Origin of the sequence: Streptomyces sp. M41 (genome assembly GCF_043673425.1) — a bacterium.
Taxonomy (GTDB): Bacteria; Actinomycetota; Actinomycetes; order Streptomycetales; family Streptomycetaceae; genus Streptomyces.
Genome location: NZ_JBIMKE010000001.1, coordinates 190,189 through 211,452 on the forward strand (window position 1 = coordinate 190,189; position 21,264 = coordinate 211,452).

The 21,264-nt window shown below is 70.1% G+C and carries 17 protein-coding genes; 5 read left to right on the plus strand and 12 right to left on the minus strand.

Annotation, left to right across the window (positions count from 1 at the left end; genetic code table 11):
* Nucleotides 1-44: 44 nt before the first annotated feature.
* The 8 genes from ACHBTE_RS00910 to ACHBTE_RS00945 form a co-directional block, all read right to left on the minus strand.
* The gene (locus tag ACHBTE_RS00910; RefSeq protein ID WP_394721283.1) at nt 45-1,250 is read right to left on the minus strand and encodes an acyl-CoA dehydrogenase family protein; all 1,206 of its coding nucleotides are present in this window, start codon (nt 1,248-1,250) and stop codon (nt 45-47) included.
* Nucleotides 1,251-1,253: 3 nt separating this feature from the next.
* Nucleotides 1,254-1,781 carry a MaoC family dehydratase gene (locus ACHBTE_RS00915; RefSeq protein ID WP_394721285.1) on the minus strand — a complete coding sequence of 176 codons (528 nt, stop codon included), beginning with the start codon at nt 1,779-1,781 and terminating at the stop codon, nt 1,254-1,256.
* A 15-nt stretch (nt 1,782-1,796) separates the two neighbouring features.
* Entirely contained in the window at nt 1,797-2,759 is a 963-nt protein-coding gene (locus ACHBTE_RS00920; protein WP_394721286.1) for an HpcH/HpaI aldolase/citrate lyase family protein, read from the minus strand.
* On the minus strand, nt 2,756-4,804 hold the full coding sequence (locus tag ACHBTE_RS00925; protein ID WP_394721287.1) for a protein meaA: 2,049 nt from the start codon (nt 4,802-4,804) through the stop codon (nt 2,756-2,758). The genes ACHBTE_RS00920 and ACHBTE_RS00925 overlap by 4 nt, the downstream gene beginning before the upstream one ends.
* Before the next feature lie 17 nt (nt 4,805-4,821).
* A complete protein-coding gene (ccrA, locus tag ACHBTE_RS00930) occupies nt 4,822-6,165 on the minus strand; it encodes a crotonyl-CoA carboxylase/reductase (RefSeq protein ID WP_394721289.1) in 1,344 nt (447 codons plus the stop codon).
* 544 nt (nt 6,166-6,709) lie between these two features.
* Entirely contained in the window at nt 6,710-6,928 is a 219-nt protein-coding gene (locus ACHBTE_RS00935) for a hypothetical protein (protein WP_394721290.1), read from the minus strand.
* A gap of 110 nt (nt 6,929-7,038) precedes the next feature.
* The gene (locus tag ACHBTE_RS00940) at nt 7,039-7,851 is read right to left on the minus strand and encodes a TetR family transcriptional regulator (RefSeq protein WP_394721292.1); all 813 of its coding nucleotides are present in this window, start codon (nt 7,849-7,851) and stop codon (nt 7,039-7,041) included.
* Nucleotides 7,852-8,035: 184 nt separating this feature from the next.
* Complete coding sequence (locus ACHBTE_RS00945) at nt 8,036-9,841, minus strand: 3-hydroxyacyl-CoA dehydrogenase family protein (RefSeq protein WP_394721293.1); 1,806 nt, start codon at nt 9,839-9,841, stop codon at nt 8,036-8,038.
* A 401-nt stretch (nt 9,842-10,242) separates the two neighbouring features.
* On the opposite strand from ACHBTE_RS00945, the gene ACHBTE_RS00950 reads away from it, so the two are divergent.
* On the plus strand, nt 10,243-10,818 hold the full coding sequence (locus ACHBTE_RS00950) for an adenylosuccinate lyase (protein WP_394721294.1): 576 nt from the start codon (nt 10,243-10,245) through the stop codon (nt 10,816-10,818).
* A gap of 19 nt (nt 10,819-10,837) precedes the next feature.
* On the opposite strand, the gene ACHBTE_RS00955 is transcribed toward ACHBTE_RS00950, so the two are convergent.
* From ACHBTE_RS00955 to ACHBTE_RS00965, 3 genes are all read right to left on the minus strand, one after another.
* On the minus strand, nt 10,838-11,233 hold the full coding sequence (locus ACHBTE_RS00955) for a RidA family protein (protein WP_394721295.1): 396 nt from the start codon (nt 11,231-11,233) through the stop codon (nt 10,838-10,840).
* A gap of 61 nt (nt 11,234-11,294) precedes the next feature.
* Nucleotides 11,295-12,872, minus strand: coding sequence for an alpha/beta hydrolase (locus tag ACHBTE_RS00960; protein ID WP_394721296.1), 1,578 nt, complete (start codon nt 12,870-12,872; stop codon nt 11,295-11,297).
* 135 nt (nt 12,873-13,007) lie between these two features.
* On the minus strand, nt 13,008-14,051 hold the full coding sequence (locus ACHBTE_RS00965) for an Rv2578c family radical SAM protein (protein WP_394721297.1): 1,044 nt from the start codon (nt 14,049-14,051) through the stop codon (nt 13,008-13,010).
* Between the two features lie 191 nt (nt 14,052-14,242).
* On the opposite strand from ACHBTE_RS00965, the gene ACHBTE_RS00970 reads away from it, so the two are divergent.
* From ACHBTE_RS00970 to ACHBTE_RS00985, 4 genes are all read left to right on the plus strand, one after another.
* Nucleotides 14,243-14,686 (plus strand): SRPBCC family protein, encoded by a 444-nt coding sequence (locus ACHBTE_RS00970; RefSeq protein WP_394721298.1) that lies wholly within the window; start codon nt 14,243-14,245, stop codon nt 14,684-14,686.
* Between the two features lie 168 nt (nt 14,687-14,854).
* A complete protein-coding gene (locus tag ACHBTE_RS00975) occupies nt 14,855-17,242 on the plus strand; it encodes an MFS transporter (protein ID WP_394721299.1) in 2,388 nt (795 codons plus the stop codon).
* Nucleotides 17,243-17,422: 180 nt separating this feature from the next.
* Nucleotides 17,423-19,915, plus strand: coding sequence for a SpoIIE family protein phosphatase (locus ACHBTE_RS00980; protein ID WP_394721300.1), 2,493 nt, complete (start codon nt 17,423-17,425; stop codon nt 19,913-19,915).
* Nucleotides 19,916-20,070: 155 nt separating this feature from the next.
* The gene (locus ACHBTE_RS00985; protein ID WP_394721302.1) at nt 20,071-20,802 is read left to right on the plus strand and encodes a class I SAM-dependent methyltransferase; all 732 of its coding nucleotides are present in this window, start codon (nt 20,071-20,073) and stop codon (nt 20,800-20,802) included.
* A gap of 45 nt (nt 20,803-20,847) precedes the next feature.
* Here ACHBTE_RS00985 and ACHBTE_RS00990 read toward each other — a convergent pair whose 3' ends face one another.
* Nucleotides 20,848-21,264 (minus strand): universal stress protein, encoded by a 417-nt coding sequence (locus ACHBTE_RS00990; protein WP_394721303.1) that lies wholly within the window; start codon nt 21,262-21,264, stop codon nt 20,848-20,850.

Sequence of the window (21,264 nt, forward strand, 5' to 3'; positions counted from 1 at the left end):
GGGTGTGATCTTCTTCTCCAAGAAAACACCCCGTATCCGGACAATCAGCCCTGGAATCGATACTCTTCGAGCAGCCTACGACCGATGATCATTTTTTGGATCTCGGCAGTACCTTCACCGATCAGCAGCATCGGAGCCTCACGGTAGAGGCGCTCGATCTCGTACTCCTTGGAGAAGCCGTAGCCGCCGTGGATCCGGAAGGCGTCCTCGACGACCTCCTTGCAGTACTCGGAGGCGAGGTACTTCGCCATCCCTGCCTCCAGGTCGTTACGTTCCCCGGAGTCCTTTTTGCGTGCCGCGTTCACCATCATGGCATGCGCGGCCTCGACCTTGGTAGCCATCTCGGCCAGCTTGAACTGGATCGCCTGGTGCTGGGCGATCGCCTTGCCGAAGGTGTGGCGCTGCTGGGCGTACTGGACGCCCAGTTCGAACGCACGCTGAGCGACGCCACAGCCACGCGCCGCCACATTGACGCGCCCGACCTCGACGCCGTCCATCATCTGGTAGAAGCCGCGGCCGGTGACGCCGCCGAGCACCCGATCGGCCGGAATGCGCAGGCCGTCCATGATGAGCTCGGTCGTGTCGACGCCCTTGTAGCCCATCTTCTCGATCTTGCCCGGGATGGTGAGGCCGGGACGGACCTCGCCGAAGCCGGGCTCCTTCTCGACCAGGAAGGTGGTCATCGACTTGTGGGGCGCCGTGCCCTCGGGGTGTCCTTCGTCACTTCTGACCAGAACGGCAACCAGGGTTGACGTTCCGCCGTTCGTCAGCCACATCTTCTGGCCGTTGAGGACGTACTCGTCGCCGTCCCTGACCGCCTTGGACGTGATGGCCGACACATCGGAACCCAGGGCCGGCTCCGACATCGAGAAGGCGCCGCGGATGTCGCCGGCCGCCATGCGCGGCAGGAAGTGGTCCTTCTGCTCCTGCGTGCCGTGCTGCTTGAGCATGTACGCCACGATGAAGTGCGTGTTGATGATGCCGGAGACCGACATCCAGCCCCGTGCGATCTCCTCGACGCAGAGGGCGTACGTCAGAAGGGACTCGCCCAGGCCGCCGTACTCCTCGGGGATCATCAGGCCGAACAGGCCCAGTTCCTTCAGACCGTCGACGATCTGCTGCGGGTACTCGTCACGGTGCTCCAGCTGGGTCGCGACCGGGATGATCTCCTTGTCCACGAAGTCGCGGACGGTGGAGAGGATCTCCTGCTGAATGTCGGTCAGACCGGCGGTCTGGGCGAGACGGGCCATGGCTTACTTCTCCTGCTCACGCTTTGAAATGTCCAGCAGCTCGGGGCGGCCGGGCTGCTCGCCGCCGCGCTCCTTGATGTACGTCTCGGTCGGCACCATCACCTTGCGGCGGAACACGCAGACCAGCGTGCCGTCCTGCTTGTAGCCCTTGGTCTCGACGTAGACGATGCCGCGGTCGTTCTTCGACTTGGACGGCCACTTGTCCAGCACGGTCGTCTCGCCGTAGATCGTGTCGCCGTGGAAGGTCGGCGCCACGTGCTTGAGCGACTCGATCTCCAGGTTGGCGATCGCCTTGCCGGAGATGTCCGGCACGGACATGCCGAGCAGCAGCGAGTAGATGTAGTTCCCGACGACGACGTTCTTGCCGAAGTCCGTCGTCTTCTCCGCATAGTTCGTGTCCATGTGGAGGGGGTGGTGGTTCATCGTCAGGAGACAGAACAGGTGGTCGTCGTACTCCGTGACCGTCTTGCCCGGCCAGTGCTTGTACGTCGCCCCGACCTCGAACTCCTCGTACGTGCGTCCGAACTGCATCGCGCTCAGGGCTCCTTAGTTGTCGGGGGTCTCGAACTTGCTGGTGCGCTGCATGCCGGCCGCGCGGCCCTTGCCCGAGATGACCAGCGCCATCTTGCGGCTGGCCTCGTCGATCATCTCGTCGCCGAGCATCGCGGAGCCCTTCTTGCCGCCCGCCTCGGACGTGTAGTAGTCGTACGCGTCCAGGATCAGCTCGGCGTGGTCGTAGTCCTCCTGGGACGGCGAGAAGATCTCGTTGGACGCCTCGACCTGGCCCGGGTGCAGCACCCACTTGCCGTCGAAGCCGAGGGCCGCGGCACGCTGGGCGACCTCGCGGTACCCGTCGATGTTGCGGATCTGGAGGTAGGGGCCGTCGATCGCCTGGAGGTTGTTGGCGCGGGCGGCCATCAGGATCTTCATCAGGATGTAGTGGTAGGCGTCCGCCGGGTAGCCGGGCGGCTGCTCGCCCACGACCAGCGACTTCATGTTGATGGACGCCATGAAGTCGGCCGGGCCGAAGATGATGGTCTCGACGCGCTGGGAGGCCGTCGCGATCTCGTTGACGTTGTTCAGGCCCTGCGCGTTCTCGATCTGCGCCTCGATGCCGATCTTGCCGACCTCGAAGCCCATCGTCTTCTCGATCTGGGTCAGCAGCAGGTCGAGGGCGACGATCTGCTGGGCGTCCTGGACCTTCGGCAGCATGATGCAGTCGAGGTTCTGGCCGGCCCCCTCGACGACCGTGACGACGTCGCGGTACGTCCACTCGGTCGTCCAGTCGTTGACGCGCACGACCCTCGTCTTGCCGGTCCAGTCGCCCTCGTTGAGGAACTTGACGATGGTGTGCCGCGCCTCGGGCTTGGCGAGCGGGGCGCACGCGTCCTCGAGGTCGAGGAAGACCTGGTCAGCCGGGAGACCCTGCGCCTTTTCGAGGAAGCGCGGGTTCGAGCCCGGTACAGCCAGGCAGGAGCGCCGCGGGCGAAGGCGGTTGACGGTCGTCATGCGGGGACCTCCAGGGGGTCGAGCTTGTTCGCTTTCCGGATCTCGTCGACGATGCGGCCGATGATTCCGGTGATGTCGAAGTCCTTCGGGGTGAAGACGGCGGCCACTCCGGCGGCCCGGAGCTGCTCGGCGTCACCATTCGGGATGATGCCACCGGCGATCACGGGTATATCTGTGGCACCGGCCACACGGAGCCGCTCCAGCACGTCCGGCACCAGCTGCGCGTGCGAGCCGGACAGGATCGACAGGCCGACCGCGTGCACGTCCTCCGCGAGGGCCGCGTCCACGATCTGTTCCGGTGTCAGCCGGATGCCCTGGTAGACCACCTCGAAGCCGGCGTCACGCGCCCGGACGGCGATCTGCTCGGCCCCGTTGGAGTGGCCGTCCAGGCCGGGCTTGCCGACCAGGAAGCGCAGCTTGCCGACGCCCATGTCCTGGGCGGTCAGGTCGACCTTGCGGCGGACCAGCGACAGGGCCGAGCCCTCCTCGGCGGGGATCGCCACCGGCGCCGACGACACTCCGGTCGGCGCCCGGAACTCGCCGAACACCTCGCGCAGGGCCCCGGCCCACTCGCCGGTCGTGACCCCGGCGCGGGCGCACTCCAGGGTGGCCTCCATGAGATTGTCGGTGCCCTTGGCGGCCTCCTTCAGCCTGTCCAGCGCCTTGCACGGACGCGGGTGGTTGAAGGGCGGCTGGTAGCGGGTGTCACGCCAGTTCTCCAGGCCCGCGATGACCCGGGCCTCGACGGCCGGGTCGACCGTCTGGATGGCCGTGTCGAGGTCGGCGGTCAGCGGGTTCGGCTCGGTGCCCTCGAAGGCGTTGACACCGATGATCTTCTCCTGGCCGGACTCGATCCGACCCCGCCGCTCGGCGTGCGAGGCGACCAGCTGGGACTTGAGGTAGCCGGACTCGACGGCGGCCATCGCGCCGCCCATCTCCTGGATGCGCTCGATCTCCGCGAGCGAGGCCTCGACCAGCTGGTCCACCTTCGTCTCGATCACCTTCGAGCCCTCGAAGATGTCCTCGTACTCCAGCAGATCACTCTCGTACGCCAGCACCTGCTGGATGCGCAGCGACCACTGCTGGTCCCAGGGCCTGGGCAGGCCCAGCGCCTCGTTCCAGGCGGGCAGCTGCACGGCACGCGCGCGTGCGTCCTTCGACAGCGTCACGGCCAGCATCTCCAGGACGATCCGCTGGACGTTGTTCTCCGGCTGCGCCTCGGTCAGACCGAGGGAGTTGACCTGGACGCCGTACCGGAAGCGGCGCTGCTTGGAGTTCTCGATGCCGTACCGCTCGCGCGTGATCCGGTCCCAGATCCGCCCGAACGCCCGCATCTTGCACATCTCCTCGATGAAGCGGACGCCCGCGTTCACGAAGAAGGAGATACGGGCCACGACGTCCCCGAACTTCTCGGCGGGGACCTGCCCTGAGTCGCGTACGGCATCGAGAACCGCTATCGCGGTGGACATCGCGTACGCGATCTCCTGGACCGGCGTGGCGCCGGCCTCCTGCAGGTGGTAGCTGCAGATGTTGATCGGGTTCCACTTCGGGATGTGGGAGACCGTGTACGCGATCATGTCCGTCGTCAGCCGGAGTGAGGGCCCCGGCGGGAAGACATGGGTCCCCCGCGACAGGTACTCCTTGACGATGTCGTTCTGGGTCGTGCCCTGGAGCTTGGTGATGTCCGCGCCCTGCTCCTCGGCGACGACCTGATAGAGCGCCAGCAGCCACATGGCGGTGGCGTTGATCGTCATCGAGGTGTTCATCTGCTCCAGGGGGATGTCCTGGAACAGCCGACGCATGTCACCGAGGTGCGCCACCGGCACACCGACCCGGCCGACCTCGCCGCGGGCGAGGATGTGGTCGGAGTCGTAGCCGGTCTGCGTCGGCAGGTCGAACGCGACCGACAGGCCGGTCTGGCCCTTGGCGAGGTTGCGCCGGTACAGCTCGTTGGACGCCTCGGCCGTGGAGTGACCGGCGTACGTGCGCATGAGCCACGGCCGGTCCTTCTCCCGCGCGCCTTCGGCGGGCTGACGCTCAGTCATCTATGACCTCGGGTGTCTCAGACGTTGCGGAAGCGGTTGATGGCGTCGATGTGCTTGGCGCGCATCTCCTCGTCGCGCACGCCGAGACCTTCCTCGGGGGCGAGGCACAGGACGCCGACCTTGCCCTGGTGGAGGTTGCGGTGCACGTCGTAGGCCGCCTGGCCGGTGTCCTCGAGCGAGTACACCTTCGACAGCGTCGGGTGGATCTTGCCCTTCGCGATGAGCCGGTTGGCCTCCCAGGCCTCGCGGTAGTTGGCGAAGTGCGAGCCGATGATCCGCTTCAGCGACATCCACAGGTAGCGGTTGTCGTACTCGTGCATGTAGCCCGAGGTCGAGGCACAGGTGGTGATGGTGCCGCCCTTGCGGGTGACGAAGACCGAGGCGCCGAAGGTCTCGCGGCCGGGGTGCTCGAAGACGATGTCGATGTCCTCGCCGCCGGTCAGCTCGCGGATGCGCTTGCCGAAGCGCTTCCACTCCTTCGGGTCCTGGGTCTGCTCGTCCTTCCAGAACTTGTAGCCCTCGGCGTTGCGGTCGATGATCGCCTCGGCGCCCATCGAACGGCAGATGTCCGCCTTCTGGTCGCTGGAGACGACACAGATCGGGTTGGCGCCACCGGCCAGTGCGAACTGCGTGGCGTACGACCCGAGTCCGCCGCTCGCGCCCCAGATCAGGACGTTGTCGCCCTGCTTCATGCCGGCGCCGTTGCGGGAGACCAGCTGGCGGTAGGCGGTGGAGTTCACCAGGCCCGGTGCGGCGGCCTCCTCCCAGCTGAGGTGGTCCGGCTTCGGCATCAGCTGGTTGGACTTGACCAGCGCGACCTCCGCGAGGCCGCCGAAGTTGGTCTCGAAGCCCCAGATGCGCTGCTCGGGGTCGAGCATGGTGTCGTTGTGGCCGTCGCTGGACTCCATCTCGACGGACAGACAGTGCGCGACGACCTCGTCACCGGGCTTCCAGGCGTTGACGCCCGGGCCGGTGCGCAGGACGACGCCCGCGAGGTCGGAGCCGATGATGTGGTACGGCAGGTCGTGGCGCTTGGCCAGCTCGCTGGTGCGGCCGTAGCGCTCCAGGAATCCGAAGGTGGACAGCGGCTCGAAGATCGAGGTCCACACGGAGTTGTAGTTGACCGAGGAGGCCATGACGGCCACCAGGGCCTCGCCTGGGCCGAGCTCGGGCAGGGGCACCTCGTCGAGGTGGATCGACTTGCGCGGGTCCTTGTCGCGGGTCTGAAGGCCCGCGAACATCTCCGTCTCGTCCTTGTGCACGGTGATCGCGCGGTACGACTCGGGGAGCGGCAGAGCGGCGAAGTCGGCCGGCGTCGATTCCGGCGACTGGATCGCGTCCAGAATGTCCTTCACGGTCACGGTGTTGCCTCCGGCGGTGAGCACCCTGAGGGAAGGGCGCTGAGGGTTACGTCGGTGCTGCTGAGGGTTTTTGAGTGGATGCCGTCGGTTCGGCGGATGGTGCTGTTCGGCAGCGCTTTGTGGCGCGGGAGGTTGCCTGTGACGCAGGCGCCGGGCGCGCAGGCCCCGGGAGGGGCTTGCGGGGACAGCCGGCGTACGAAAGGTCTCTGCACGCCGGCCGCCCGGACTCCTTCAACGTATGGCACGGCGTGTCACGTGGCAAGGCACTGGGTGCCAGAACTTGCTCTCACATGAAATCTTTACGTAACAAATGAGCGATGATCGATCAAAGCTACCTGTGAGTAGGTTCTTTTCGGGCGCAATGGGGCGGGCGTGCGGTGCTACCCGGGCGGTGACGAGATCTGGAGCACACCGGGTGGGCAGGGTAGGGGCCGGATGTTCACAGGAAGGGCCCGGCAGGAACTCGTCGGAACGGCCCGGGCATGCCGAAGGCCCGGCCGCGAGGCTTGCTCGCGCCGGGCCTTCGGGTGAGAACCGGGCCGGGCTATGCGCCCAGGCCGAGCAGGGCCACCTGCAGCGGCAGTGCCGGGCTCTCGGGCAGGGCCTGGGGTGCCTCGCTGCGACCGGTGTGGGTGGGCGGGACGGCGCGCAGCCCCTGGATGCCGTCGGCGGCCCACTCGGCGTCCGTGGCGGGCAGGGACAGGGTCATGCGCCGTCCGTCGGGCAGGGTCGCCTCTATCTTGGTCAGGTCGTTCGTCCGCATCGCAACCCACTCCCGTCGCCCACGATGATCCGGCTTCGACAGGGAGGACGGACGGGGCGGGGCAAAGGTTCCCGGGCGGCCAGGCCACCGCCGGGAACCGGCCAATCGCTCTACGCCCGCTCTTTCAGGGCGTGTTCGATGGTCCGCATCACCTCGTCGAGCGGCGCGTCGGTCCGGGCCACCGCCACCAGGACCTCCCCCTCGGAGGCCACCGAGGCCGTCGTCGTACGCGGCGCGGTCTCCCGTCCCGCGCCGATCCCCGACCCGAACGTCCTGCGCACGATCGCGAACGCGTGGTCGAGCTGCGCCTCCACATCGCCCTGGCCGCCCGCCCGCAACCAGCGCCGCAGAACGTGGTTGTGCGCGGTGACGACCGCGGAGGCGGCGACCTCCGCCAGCAGCGGGTCGTCGTTGGCGTCGTCGTCGTGCGCGTGCTCGTCGAAGTGGCCCAGAAGATAGCGGGTGAACAGACGCTCGTAGCGGGCCACCGAGGCGATCTCCGCCTCCCGCAGGGTGGGCACCTCGCGCGTGAGCTTGTAGCGGGCGACCGAGATCTCCGGCCGGGCCGCGTACATCCGCATGACTTCCTTGATGCCGCGGCACACCGTGTCGAGCGGATGCTCGTGCGCCGGCGCCGCGTTGAGCACGGCCTCCGCGCGGATCAAGGTGTCGTCGTGATCCGGGAAGATCGCCTCTTCCTTGGAACGGAAGTGGCGGAAGAAGGTGCGGCGGGCGACCCCGGCCGCGGCTGCGATCTCATCGACGGTGGTCGCCTCGTACCCCTTGGTCGAGAACAGCTCCATCGCTGCCGCCGCCAGTTCTCGGCGCATCTTGAGTCGCTGGGCCGCCGCGCGGCTGCCCGCGGCACTCTCCGGCGCGTCGGGCGTAGCGGGTGTACGTGAGGACTTGGCGGGCTGGGACATGACCCGAACGTACTGCATGTGCGCAGCTTGATGCGCATGCACGGGGTTTCCCCCGCCCTCGGCGGGCGGGGGAGGGCCGGGTTCGGCGGGCGGGGCGGGGCCGCGCCGGGGGGCCGGGGGCGGGCTGCCGGGGTCCAGCAGCCCGCCCCACTCCTGACCGCCCCCGAACCAGTCCCCGGGCCGCTCAGCGCCGGGCATATTCGCGGAAGCCACGGCCCGTCTTGCGGCCGAGGCAGCCCGCTGCCACCAGGTGCTCCAGGAGCGGAGCCGGAGCGAGACCGGGGTCGCGGAACTCCCGGTGCAGAACCTTCTCGATCGCGAGGGAGACGTCCAGCCCGACGACGTCCAGCAGTTCGAACGGACCCATCGGGTAGCCGCCGCCCAGCTTCATCGCCGCGTCGATGTCGTCGAGCGAGGCGTAGTGCTCCTGCACCATCTTGATCGCGTTGTTCAGGTACGGGAACAGCAGCGCGTTGACGATGAATCCGGCCCGGTCGCCGCAGTCCACGGCGTGCTTCCTGATCCGGCCGCAGACCTCGCGGACCGTCGCGTGGACGTCGTCGCCCGTCAGGACCGTGCGGACGACCTCGACCAGCTTCATGGCCGGCGCCGGGTTGAAGAAGTGCATGCCGATCACGTCCTGCGGACGCGAGGTGGCCCGGGCGCAGGCCACGACGGGCAGCGAGGACGTCGTGGTGGCCAGCACCGCGCCCGGCTTGCAGACCTTGTCGAGCGTCGCGAACAGCTGCCGCTTGATCTCCAGGTCCTCGGCGACCGCCTCGACGGCGAGATCGACGTCCGCGAAGGCGTCGTAGCTGCCCGCCGCGGTGATCCGGTCCAGGGTCTGCGCGGCGGCCTCGGCGGTCATCCGGCCCTTGTCGACAGAGCGGGAAAGAGACTTGCCGATACGGGCCTTCGCGGCCTGCGCCTTCTCCTCGCTGCGGGCCGCGATCACCACCTCGTAGCCGCCCTTGGCGAAGACCTCGGCGATGCCGGACGCCATGGTGCCGGAGCCCGCCACGCCGACCGCGCGGACCTCACGGCCCGGCGTGAGGGCGGCACCCTCCAGCGGCGTCAGCGCGTCCCGCACCACGGTGGCGCTGCCGGGCGCCTCGTAGGTGTAGAAGCCGCGGCCCGACTTACGGCCCGTCAGGCCGGCCTCGCTGAGCTGCTTGAGGATCGGCGCCGGCGCATGCAGCCGGTCACGGGACTCGGCGTACATGGCGTCCAGGACCGTACGCGCGGTGTCGATGCCGATGAGGTCGAGCAGGGCCAGCGGGCCCATCGGGAGTCCGCAGCCGAGCCGCATCGCGGCGTCGATGTCCTCGCGGGAGGCGTACTTCGCCTCGTACATCGCGGCGGCCTGGTTGAGATAGCCGAACAGCAGTCCGTCGGCGACGAATCCGGGCCGGTCGCCGACCGCGACGGGCTCCTTACCGAGGTCCAGGGCGAGGTTGGTGACCGCGGTGACGGCCTGCGGCGCGGTCAGCACCGAGGAGACGACCTCGACCAGCCGCATCGCGGGGGCCGGGTTGAAGAAGTGCAGGCCGAGGACGCGCTCGGGGCGGGAGGAGTCGGCGGCCAGACGCGTGACGGACAGCGCGTTGGTGCCGGTCGCCAGGATCGTCTCCGGGCGCACGATCCCGTCCAGCGCCCGGAAGATCTGCTGCTTGATCTCGTACGACTCCGGAGCCACTTCGATGACCAGGTCCGCGTCGGCCGCGGCGTGCAGGTCGGTGGAGGTGCGGATCCGGGCGAGGGCGTCCGCGCGGTCCTGCTCGGTCAGCTTGCCGCGCTCCACGGCGCGGGCGGTCGAGGCCTCCACGGCGGCGACGGACTTCGTGGCCGCGGCCTCGCTGATGTCGATGCCGATGACCTCACGGCCGGCCTTGGCGAGGACCTCGGCGATGCCGGTGCCCATGGTGCCGAGGCCGATGACGGCAACGGTCCTGAGCGGGGACAGAGGGGTGTCGGACAGGGGAGTGGCCATCGCGGGACTCCAGGAATGAGGGTGACGACTGGAAGCGCGTCCGGGTGCGCCGAAGGGGGCCCGACCGGAGTCGGAGCCGAACCATGAGCGCACCGGATGCGGTGGAAGATGCGGGTGTTGCCGGGCTGCTGGCGCACACGCCCGGTGCCGTCGCTGCGGACGTGCACACGTCCGAGGAGCGGTGATGACCGACCGGCCCTGTCCCGAGGCCGAGTCGTACTGCGGTACTCGAAGTACCGAACCGACTGCTTCTCGCGGCGGCTGCGTCACCAGGCCGCCGCAAGGGGTTCACGAGTGGGTGACTCGCTCGTCTGAGCTTAACCAGTGAGTAACGAGCGCGCCAGTCCCCGAGTTTGTGATGTAGGTCCCGCTCGTCGACGCTCGCCTCTACGCTCGCCTTCATGGACGAAGAGTTGCGATCACTCACGGAGCGCTTACGGCAGGAGTCCGGGGCGTCGACCGGGTACGACCGCCTCCTGGCGACCGAGGACGCCGACGAACTGGCCGATGTGCTCACCGCGCCCGGGCAGCCGCTGTGGGCCCGGGAACTGGCCGCGTTCCGGCTGGGTCTCGCGGGCGACCGCCGGGCCTTCGAGTCCCTCGTCCTGCTGCTGAACCACCGGGACCCGCAACGCTGCGCCTCCGCCGCCCACGCTCTGGCCCGCCTCGGTGACCCGCGCACCGCCCGCGCCGCGGCGGCCCTGGCCACCAACGAACTGCGCGTCGCCTACGCCCTGCACCCCGTCCGGCTCCTGGTCCACCTGCGCGCCCCCGAGTCCGTACCGGCACTGATCACCACCCTGGAGCGCCGGCTGCGCCCGCACGACCCCCACCGCCGCGTCGCCCTGGCCTGCGTCGAGGGCCTCGGCACCCTCGGCGACACCCGGGCCAGACGCGTCCTGAACGAGGCCCTGGCCCACCCGGCACTGGCGGAGGCCGCGGTGCACGCGCTGGCGCGGATCCCGAGACAGAGGTGAGCTCTCGGCCGCTGCCGACTCACGCGATCACTGCGAACGCCTCGACCTCCAGGAGGAACTCCGGCCGCACCAGCCCGGCGACCTCGACCGCCGAAGCCGCCGGCAGGCGGTCGTCGGGTATGTGCTCGGCGCGGGCCGCGCGGATGGCGGGCATATAGGCCATGTCTGTGACGAAATAGGTGAGTTTGACCACCTGGTCGAAAGACGCGCCGGCCGCGGCCAGGCAACGCCGGAGGTTCTCGAAGACCTGGTGGGCCTGGGCCACCGGGTCGCCCTCGCCGACGAGCTCGCCGTCCTCGTCCAGGGCGAGCTGGCCGGAAACGGCGACGAAACGGCCGGTGCCGAGCACGACATGCGTGTACTGGGCGGCGGGGGCGACTCCGTCGGGGGCGGGGACCCTGGTCAGCTCACTCATGGGTCCATGGTGGACCACGGGTCTGACAACGCCCCCGACGGCCGGCCGGGCCGGGCTGTGCTCAGGGGCCGAAGCCGAGCAGTTCGTGCAGTTCGGCACCGCGCGGTGACATCGACGCCACCTTGGAGTTGAGCGGCTTCGGGTCGGGCGACGCCGCGCACACCGCGTCGAACTCACCCCGGCCGCGCGGCACCGTGCCGTCGGCCAGATATGCCGCGAGGTGCTTGTCCAGGCACCTGTTCCCGCCCAGCGTGATGCCGTGGTTGCCGCCGCCCCGCTCGACCACCAGGCTGGACCCGGCCAGCTTCCGGTGCACCGTCACACCGCCCTCGTACGGAGTGGCCGCGTCGTCGGTCGCCTGGAACAGCAGCACCGGCGGCACCTCGGTGTTCTCGACCTCCACCGAACGCAGCGGGCCGGCCGGCCAGAACGCGCACGGCGCGTTGTACCAGGCGTTGTTCCACGTCATGAACGGCGCCTTCGCGAACATCTTCCAGTTGTCCGCCCGCCACCGCCGCCAGTCGCGCGGCCAGGCGGCGTCACGGCACTGCACGGAGGTGTAGATGCTGTATCCGTTGTCGTCGGAGGCGTCGGCGGCACCGAACTTCTCGTACGCCTCGACCAGCGGATCGGCGTCCTTGTCGGTGACGTACGCCGCGAACGCCTCGGCGAGATAGGGCCAGTAGCCGTTGTAGTAGCCGCCGGGCAGGAAGGTGTCCTCCAGCTCCGAGGCGCCCACCTTCCCCTCGGCAGGCTTCCTGGCCAGGGCCGCGCGCATCGCGTACCACTTGACCTCGACCACCGCCGGATTGCTCCCGAGCCGGTAGGTGGCGTCGTACTTGGCGACCCATGCCATGAAGGCACGGTGACGGTCGTTGAAGGCGAGGTCCTGGGCGAGGTTGGCGTCGTGCCAGACGCCGGTGGGATCGACGACCGAGTCCAGGACCGCGCGCCGCACCCGCTGCGGGAACAGCTTGGCGTAGACCGCGCCGAGATAGGTGCCGTAGGAGTAGCCGAAGTAGTTGATCTTCCGTGCGCCGAGGGCTTCACGGATGCGGTCCAGGTCCCGCACGGCGCTGACCGTGTCGAGGTACGGCAGCACATCCGCGTACTTCTTGCCGCAGGCCCGCGCGAAGGCTCGGGCGCGCTCGATGTTGGCCCGCTCGATCCGCCGTGTCCTCGGCACCGAGTCCGGGCGCACCGCGTCGAAGTGGCCGGGGCGGCAGTCGAGGGCGGGCCTGCTCCGGCCGACGCCGCGCGGATCGAAGCCGATGACGTCGTACTGCGCGGCCACCGCCTTGGGCAGCGCCGACGCGACGAATCCGGCGAGCCGCAGCCCGCTGCCGCCGGGGCCACCGGGGTTGACCAGAAGAGGGCCCTGGAACTTCTTCGCCGTGTGCGGGACGCGCGAGAGGGCGAGCGTGATCTGCCGCCCCTGCGGACGGGCGTGGTCGAGCGGCACCTTCAGGGACGCGCACTGGAGCGTCGGGTGGTCCTTCGTACCGCACTTCTTCCAGGCGAGCGGCGCGGTGCGGGCGGCTTCCGGGGTGTGCGGTGCGTTCGCCTCGGCGGGGACGGCCGTCACGGCTGAGGCCAGGACGACGGCGGCGCCGCACAGCACGGCTGCGCGTTTTCCCATGGGGTCCTTCCAGGACGCAGGTCACGGGCCGCGAGTGCCACGGCCCTCGCCGTATCCGTCCCGGAACGGGCGCCGAGGAGAACAGGATGCGGTCGGACTTGACCCGATTGGGCCGTGAGAACCGCTCCGATGCCCTCAGATGAGCGTCAGCTGGGTCGGTTCCGACCGCGCGTGCTCGGCCGGTCCGGGCTCGGGCTCGCGGATCCGCCGGGGCATGCCCGCGCGCGTGGGGCCGATGCCGTACTCCTGCGCCAGCTCGTGCACCTGACGGGTGATCCGGCGCTGGTACCACTTCGGCGCGTAGGCGCCGTCCGCGTACAGCCGCTCGTAACGGCGCACCAGATGCGGGTGCTCCCGGCCGAGCCAGGCCATGAACCACTCGCGCGCCCCGGGCCGCAGATGCAGCACCAGCGGGGTGACGGAGGTGGCGCCGGAGTCGGCGATCGCGCGCACGGTGGTCCTCAGCTGCGCGGGATGGTCGCTGAGGAACGGAATCACCGGGGCCATCAGCACCCCGCACCCCAGCCCGTGTTCGGTGAGGGTCCGTACGACGTCCAGGCGCCGCTCAGGGGCGGGCGTCCCCGGCTCCACGGTGCGCCACAGCTCGGGGTCGGTGAAGCCGACCGAGACCGAGACGCCGACGTCCGTCACCTCGGCGGACTGCTTCAGCAGCTCCAGGTCGCGCAGGATCAGCGTGCCCTTGGTGAGGATCGAGTAGGGGTTGGCGTGGTCCCGCAGGGCGGCGAGGATGCCCGGCATCAGGCGGTAGCGGCCCTCCGCGCGCTGGTAGCAGTCGACGTTGGTGCCCATCGCTATGTGCTCGCCCTGCCAGCGGCGTGCGGACAGCTGGCGGCGCAGCAGCTCCGGTGCGTTCACCTTGACCACGATCTGCGAGTCGAAGCCGAGGCCCGTGTCGAGGTCCAGATAGCTGTGGGTCTTGCGGGCGAAGCAGTACACACATGCGTGCGAACAGCCGCGATACGGGTTGACCGTCCACTCGAAGGGCATGCGCGAGGCGCCCGGCACCCGGTTGACGATCGAGCGGGCCCGGATCTCATGGAAGGTGATGCCCGCGAATTCAGGCGTGTCGAAGGTTCGGGTGACCACGGCGTCGGCGCCGAACAGCGCCGCGTCGGCCCGGCTGTGGCCGTTCTCCAGGGTGAGGTTGTCCCAGCGCATGGTGCCTCCTCGATAGCACTGGCCTCAGAATAGAACACATGTTCCCTTGATCGTGCGACCTCTCACCGGGGCCCGTTTTCGATCACTGTGCGATCGCTTCCGTGTGCTGTTCGGGACCCCGATTTGGGTGGTCCGGGAGCGGGGTGGTTGGCTTGCCCCAACCCCGAGAACTCTGGTCCTGGAGGAAGTCAATGGCGCAGGTCGAGGCCACTACGGAGCGGGTCGTCGCGGCGGACGCGGAGAAGGTGTTCGACGCCCTCGCCGACTACCGCGGCACCCGGCACAAGCTCCTGCCCGAGCACTTCAGCGAGTACGAGGTGCGCGAGGGCGGTGACGGCGAGGGCACCCTCGTCCACTGGAAGCTCCAGGCCACCAGCAAGCGCGTGCGCGACTGCCTCCTGGAGGTCAGCGAGCCCACCGACGGCGAGCTCGTCGAGAAGGACCGCAACTCCTCCATGGTCACCACCTGGCGCGTCACCCCGGCCGGCGAGGGCAGGTCCCGGGTCGTCGTCACCACCACCTGGCAGGGCGCCGGCGGCATCGGCGGCTTCTTCGAGAAGACCTTCGCGCCCAAGGGTCTCGGCCGGATCTACGACGCGCTGCTCGCCAAGCTCGCCACCGAGGTCGAGAAGTAGGCCGCGGCCACCGGCCTCTCCAAGGCCCCGCCCCGCGGCTGCCGTTGGCCGCCTCACCGGATCGAGTGGATCTTCTCCTCGCCCGGCGAAGTGCCGTAACTCGTCGCGCTTGCTCGTAGTTGTCGCTTACGCGGGAATTGTGCAGCAGCGCGACGAGGGGAGCGGTACGTGGGCGGGATCACTCTGGTACAGGACGAACCGGTCGCGGCGCCCCCGGACGCCCCCGCTCCCGAGCCGGCCCAGGGCGCCGAACTCAGCCCCCGCCGGGTGCGGTTGGTCTTCTTCGCGCTGATGCTCGCGCTGCTGCTGGCCGCGCTCGAGCAGATGATCGTCGCCACCGCGCTGCCGAAGATCGTCGGCGAGCTGCACGGCCTGGACAAGATGTCCTGGGCGATCACCGCCTATCTGCTCACCGCCACCATCGGTCTGCCGATCTATGGCAAGCTCGGCGATCTCGTGGGCCGCAAGGGCGTGTTCCAGTTCGCGATCGTCGTCTTCGTCGTCGGCTCCGCGCTCGCCGGACGCGCCGAGACCATGGACGAGCTGATCGCCTACCGCGCCGTCCAGGGCGTCGGCGCGGGCGGCCTCATGATCGGTGTCCAGGCGATCATCGCGGACATCGTGCCGGCCCGGGAGCGCGCCCGGTTCATGGGGCTGATCGGCGCGGCGTTCGGCCTCGCCTCGGTCGCCGGACCCCTGCTCGGCGGCTACTTCACCGACCACCTCTCCTGGCGGTGGTGCTTCTATATCAATGTCCCCTTCGGCCTGGTCACCCTCGCCGTCGTCGCCGTCGTGCTGAAGCTGCCCAAGCCCAGGACCAGGGCCCGCCTGGACATCCTCGGCTCCCTGCTGCTGGCCGCCGCCTCCACCTGCCTGGTCCTGCTGACCAGTTGGGGCGGCACCGAGTACGCCTGGGACTCCCGTGTCGTCCTCGGCCTCGGCGCGGGCGCTGCCGTCGCCACGGTGCTCTTCCTCCTGGTCGAGCACTTCGCCCCCGAACCCCTCATCCCCCTGCGGCTGTTCAGGGACTCCGTCTTCAACGTCACCGGCCTCGTGGGCCTGGTGATCGGTGTCGCCCTGTTCGGCGCGGCGAGCTATCTGCCGACCTTCCTCCAGATGGTCGACGGGGCCACGGCCACCGAGTCGGGCCTGCTCATGCTGCCGATGATGGGCGGCATCGTCGGCGCCTCGATCATCTCCGGCCAGCTCATCAGCCGCACCGGCCGCTACAAGCTCCACCCGGTGCTCGGCAGCGCGCTCGCCGTCGTCGGCATGTGGCTGCTGTCCCGTCTCGAGACCGACACGCCCCGGCTGCATTACAGCATCTGGATGGCCGTCCTCGGCGCCGGCATCGGCATGGTGATGCCGGTCCTGATCCTCGCCGTGCAGAATTCCGTGCGTCCCGCCGACCTCGGCACCGCCACCAGCGCCAACAACTACTTCCGGCAGATCGGCGGCAGCGTCGGCGCGGCGATCTTCGGCACCCTCTTCGCCGGCCGGCTCACCGACGCCCTGGCCGAACGGCTGCCGGCCGCCGGGGGAACCGAGCTGCCGGACCCGCAGTCCATCACCCCGCAGCTCGTGCACGCCATGCCGCCGGACCTGCGCGACGCCTACGTCCAGGCGTACGCCGACGCCATGCCGAGGATCTTCCTCTACCTCGTACCGGTGCTCGTCCTCGGTCTGCTTTTCGCGTTCTTCCTCAAGGAGAAACCCCTGGTCTCGCACGAGGCCATGGCCGCGGAGACGCAGCCGGAGCCCGTGCACCCCCCGGTCCCGCCCGCCCGCTCACCCCACGGCGCAGGCGTCCCCGTACTCGGCACGGTGCGGCACCCCGACGGGACCGTAGTGGCGCGTGCGGCGCTCACCCTCATCGACGTCACCGGGCAGCAGGTCGGCCGGGGTACGAGCGCCGAGGACGGACGTTATGCGCTGGCCACCCCGGGGCCCGGGACCTACGTCATGATCGCCGCGGCCGGCGGCCATCAGCCGCAGGCCGTCTCCGTGACGGTCGGCGAGCGCGCCGTAGAGGTGGACGTCGTCCTCGGCGGCGCCGGGCGCCTCGCCGGAAGGGTGCTCACCCCGGACGGCACCCCCGTGGACGCCACCGTCACGCTCACCGATGCCCACGGCGAGGTCGTCGCCACCACCCGCAGCAGCCGCGAGGGCGGTTACGTCATCACCGAACTCGTCGCCGGCGAGTACACCCTCGCGGCGAGCTCACCCGCGTTCCGCCCGGCCGCCGTACCCGTCGGCGTCCAGGCGGCCCGCGAGACCCGCCGGGACGTCGAACTCGCCGGCGGCGCCGTCCTGCGCGGCACCGTGCGGGCGGGCGGCGGACGGCCGGTGGAGGACGCGCGCGTGACCCTGCTCGACGCGGCCGGCACCGTCATGGACACCCTCACCACCGGCCCCGACGGGACCTTCCGCTTCGTCGACCTGTCGTCCGGCGAGTACACGGTCATCGCGACCGGTTACCCGCCGGTCGCCTCCGTGCTCCAGGTGGCCGGCGCAGGCCGCACGGAACGCGATCTTCAGCTGGGGCACGAGGGCTGAGGCGCACACCCCCGTGCACGCCGCTGCCCTGCGGGGAAGCGCCCGCCCCGGCACCGGAATGCGCCGGCGCGGTACCGTCGCACCAATTCCCGTATTGCCGCACATCGTTTGAGCCCGGAGCCTTACGGTGGAGTAGGCGGCACAGATCTTGCGGAGCCGTGGGGAGAGAGGGCCTGGGGCATGGACCGTGGCACCGAGAGGGACGGCGCGGTGACGGACTTTGCCGCGGCCGGCCGTATCCCGCTGGCCGTGGTCGTGGTGGACCGCGAGGGCCTCGTCTCGCACTGGAGCTCCGGCGCCCGACGCCTGTTCGGCGCCGCCAAGGAGGAGGCCATCGGGCGCCCGGCCGTCGATCTGCTGCCCGTCTCCGGCGCGCTGCCCGACGAGGACGACCTCACGTCGTACGGGGCGTACGGGGAGTACGACGGACTCGGCCACGATCTCGAAACGTCCCTGGACGGCCGGCTGTTCTACCCGGCCGCGGGCCGTGCCCGCCTGACCGTGCCCGAGCGCAGCGACGCCGGGACCCCCGCGCCATCCGGGCCCGCGGGACGGGGGAGCGACCGCGTCGACGTCCTGTGGTGGGCCTACCCGCTCGTGGGCCCCGGCCCGGAGCGGCTCCTCGTGCTCGGCGCCGACGTGGGCAGACTCCAGCGGGACGCACCCGACGAGCACACCGCCTTCGAGCGCGTCGCACCCGCCTTCGCCCTGCACACCGACTTCCCCGGCGCCGAGGAACTCGCCCGTCGGCTCCCCGAGATCCTGCCCAGCATGAGCGTCGAGGAGGGCGCCCGCATCGTCGGTCAGATCCTCGAACTGGGCTACCCCGTCCTGGAGTTCAGCCAGAACGACCGGGTGCCCGTCACCCCCGACTGGGGCGTGCCCCGACGCGTCGAACGCAGGGCCCGCCGCGAGCGCGCCGCCCAGGCCGCCACCGACGGTCTGCCCTCACCGGACGAGTACGCGCACGACCCGGACGACGCCGAGGACCTCGAGTACGTCGCCGTACGCGAGCGCCTGGAGTTCCTCAACGAGGTCAGTGGCCGCATCGGCACCTCCCTCGATCTGGCGCAGACCATCATCGAGGTCAGCAAGGCCGTCGTGCCGCGCTTCACGGACGTCGCCGGCACCTACCTGCGCGAACAGGTCGTCGCCGGTGAGGGATTCCCCGACGGGGCGCCCGACACCACCACCCTGTGGCACCGCGTCGCCGTCGAGCACACCGACGAACCCGGCCGCTGGGACGATGTCGTGCCGGTCGGCGAGGCCATGCCGTTCCCGGCGCACACCCCGTTCTTCCAGTGCATGACCAGCGGCGAACCCGTGCTCGTGCCGCGCATCAGCGAGCAGATGGGCCACGCCATCGCCTCGCAGTTCGAAAAGCGCGACATCCGGCCGCTGATCACCGGCCGCTCCATGCTGGTCGTACCGCTCAAGGCCCGCAATGTCGTGCTCGGCTTCATGATCCTGCTGCGCCACCCGGAGCGCGTCGAGTTCAACGACATGGACCGCGTCACCGGCGCCGAACTCGCCGCCCGCGCGGGCCTCGTCCTCGACAACGCGCGCATGTACACGTACCAGGAGAGCGTCGCCGAGACCCTCCAGGACAGCATGCTGCCGCACATACCGCCGCGCATGGCGGGCTGCGACATCGCCACCCGTTATCTGCCCGGCACCCTGCTCGGACGGGTCGGCGGCGACTGGTTCGACTCCGTCAAGCTGCCCGGCGCCCGCACCGCCCTCGTCGTCGGCGACGTCATGGGCCACGGCCTCAACTCGGCCGCCATGATGGGCCAGTTGCGTACGGCCGTACAGACCATGGCCGCCCTCGACCTGCCGCCCGCCCAGCTGCTGCGCAACCTCGACGACCTCGCCCAGCGGCTCGGCGACACCTACCTCGCGACCTGCGTGTACGCCGTCTACGACCCGATCGCGAGCGAACTGCGCATCGCCAACGCCGGCCATATCCCGCCCGTGCTGGTGCGCGCCGAGGACGGCCGCAGCGAGCTGCTCGACCTGCCGACCGGTGCGCCCATCGGGGTCGGAGGGGTGCCCTTCGAGGCGGTACGCGTGCGCGTGCGGCCCGGCGACCGGATCGTGATGTGCACCGACGGCCTGGTCGAGATGCGCGGTGAGGACATCGGTGTCGGGCTCGCGACCCTGTGCGAGTCCGCCGCCCACCCGGCCGCGGCCATGGACGACGCCTGCGACACCATCATCCGCGCCCTCAACACCCGCGGCGGACGCAAGGACGACGTGGCCCTGCTGATGGCCCGGCTGAGCGGCATCGCACCGCAGGACGTCGCCGAATGGCGGCTCCCCCTGGACCCGGCCCAGGTCCTACGGGCCCGCGCCGTGGTCCGCGAGCAGCTGTACGACTGGGGCCTGAGCAGGCTGGTCGACAGCGCGGAGCTGATGGTCAGCGAGCTGGTCACCAACGCGCTACGGCACTCCCACAGCCGCCCCGTCGAACTGCGTCTGGTGCGCGGGGACACGCTGCTGTGCGAGGTGGACGACGACGATCACGACCTGCCGACCCTGCTGGACGCGAACCCCGGCGACGAGTCCGGCCGTGGGCTGCGGGTGGTCAGCACCCTCGCCCGCGAGTGGGGGACCAGCCGTACCAGCACCGGCAAGACCGTCTGGTTCGAACTCACACTCCCACGACGCTGATTTTGCTGTGCCCCGCAAGGGCGTGCGACGGCGTACAGAACTCGAAAGCGGCGTGAAGGTATGCGCCACGCGCTTGTAGCCGTCACCGGGCCGCGATAGACCGTATTCGCCCGTCACTTCACGACGGGTCGGCATCGCACCCTGGGGAGTGGGTCATGAGCGTGACGCGTCGGTACCGCGAGGCGTGGGAAGGCTTCTGGAGCGAGGCCCCCGGCGAACTAGGGGCGGTGTTCTGGGACGCCGATCCTGCCCTCACCGTCGGCCGGCATCTGGCCCTGTTCGAGACGCATCTGACCGATCCCGGCCTGCCGATGGTGGACCTGGGCTGTGGCAACGGCACCCAGACCCGTTACCTCGCCGACCGCTTCCCGCGCGTCATCGGCGCCGACCTGTCCGACGCGGCTCTCGACCACGCCCGCGACGCCGACCCCGCGGGGCAGGCGACGTACCGGCTGTTCGACGGCGTGGACAAGACCGAGGCCGAGACGCTGCACGCCGAACTCGGCGACACCAACGTCTATATGCGGGGTGTGCTCCACCAGGCGGAGCCCGACGACCGGCAGTCGCTGGTGGACGGCATCGCCACGCTGGTCGGCGAGCGTGGCCGGGTCTTCCTCGTCGAACTGTCCGAGTCCGCGAAGCCGGTGCTGCTAAGCCTGGCGCAGCACCCCTCGGGGCCGCCGCCGAAGCTGGCGCCGGTCTTCCGGCACGGCATCGCTCCGGGCGAGGTGGCCGACGCCGCGGTGCCCGAGTATCTGCGGGCGGCCGGGCTCACCGTCCTCGCCGACGGTGAGCTGCCGCTGATCACCACGGAGTACGGGCCCGACGGCGCCCGCATCGAGCTGCCGTCGAGATGGCAGGTGGCGGGCCGGGCCGTACGGCCGTAGCGCGGGAAGCGGCCGTCCTGTGGGGACCGCTGAGCCGAGGCGGCCTCAGGGCTCGGTGGGCACGCACAGGACCGGCGTACGGGACAGGTGCAGCAGCTTGTGCGGGGTCGAGCCCAGCAGGGCTCCCCGCAGCGGGCTCTCCCCCCAGCTGCCGACCACGATGCACCTCGCCGCATGCCGGGTCGCGGCGTCGATCAGTGCCTCCGCCGGTTTCCGGTCGATGACCTCCACGGTCGTCGGCACGCCCGCCTCGTCGGCCGCCGAGACGGCGTGCTCCAGCGTGGCGCGTCCCGTCTCGTGGAGGGCGTCGCGGTGGGCCGAGTACTCCTCGCCGAGGGCGCCCGGGGCCGCGACGCCGTAGACCAGCACCAGCGGCTCCCCGAACGCCGCCGAGACCTCGATGGCGACGTGCAGGGCGCGCACCGCGCCCGGGGACTCGTCATACCCGAGAACGACCGACAT

Excerpts from the sequence above, each read along its gene's own strand:
- ACHBTE_RS00985 (WP_394721302.1), top strand. The coding sequence starts at position 20,071 with ATGAGCGTGACGCGTCGGTACCGCGAGGCGTGGGAAGGCTTCTGGAGC.
- ACHBTE_RS00935 (WP_394721290.1), bottom strand. The coding sequence starts at position 6,928 with ATGCGGACGAACGACCTGACCAAGATAGAGGCGACCCTGCCCGACGGA.
- ACHBTE_RS00925 (WP_394721287.1), bottom strand. The coding sequence starts at position 4,804 with ATGACTGAGCGTCAGCCCGCCGAAGGCGCGCGGGAGAAGGACCGGCCG.
- ACHBTE_RS00965 (WP_394721297.1), bottom strand. The coding sequence starts at position 14,051 with ATGCGCTGGGACAACCTCACCCTGGAGAACGGCCACAGCCGGGCCGAC.
- ACHBTE_RS00945 (WP_394721293.1), bottom strand. The coding sequence starts at position 9,841 with ATGGCCACTCCCCTGTCCGACACCCCTCTGTCCCCGCTCAGGACCGTT.
- ACHBTE_RS00990 (WP_394721303.1), bottom strand. The coding sequence starts at position 21,264 with ATGTCGGTCGTTCTCGGGTATGACGAGTCCCCGGGCGCGGTGCGCGCC.
- ACHBTE_RS00955 (WP_394721295.1), bottom strand. The coding sequence starts at position 11,233 with ATGAGTGAGCTGACCAGGGTCCCCGCCCCCGACGGAGTCGCCCCCGCC.
- ACHBTE_RS00950 (WP_394721294.1), top strand. The coding sequence starts at position 10,243 with ATGGACGAAGAGTTGCGATCACTCACGGAGCGCTTACGGCAGGAGTCC.
- ACHBTE_RS00940 (WP_394721292.1), bottom strand. The coding sequence starts at position 7,851 with ATGTCCCAGCCCGCCAAGTCCTCACGTACACCCGCTACGCCCGACGCG.
- ACHBTE_RS00920 (WP_394721286.1), bottom strand. The coding sequence starts at position 2,759 with ATGACGACCGTCAACCGCCTTCGCCCGCGGCGCTCCTGCCTGGCTGTA.
- ACHBTE_RS00960 (WP_394721296.1), bottom strand. The coding sequence starts at position 12,872 with ATGGGAAAACGCGCAGCCGTGCTGTGCGGCGCCGCCGTCGTCCTGGCC.
- ACHBTE_RS00910 (WP_394721283.1), bottom strand. The coding sequence starts at position 1,250 with ATGGCCCGTCTCGCCCAGACCGCCGGTCTGACCGACATTCAGCAGGAG.
- ACHBTE_RS00980 (WP_394721300.1), top strand. The coding sequence starts at position 17,423 with ATGGACCGTGGCACCGAGAGGGACGGCGCGGTGACGGACTTTGCCGCG.
- ACHBTE_RS00915 (WP_394721285.1), bottom strand. The coding sequence starts at position 1,781 with ATGCAGTTCGGACGCACGTACGAGGAGTTCGAGGTCGGGGCGACGTAC.
- ACHBTE_RS00970 (WP_394721298.1), top strand. The coding sequence starts at position 14,243 with ATGGCGCAGGTCGAGGCCACTACGGAGCGGGTCGTCGCGGCGGACGCG.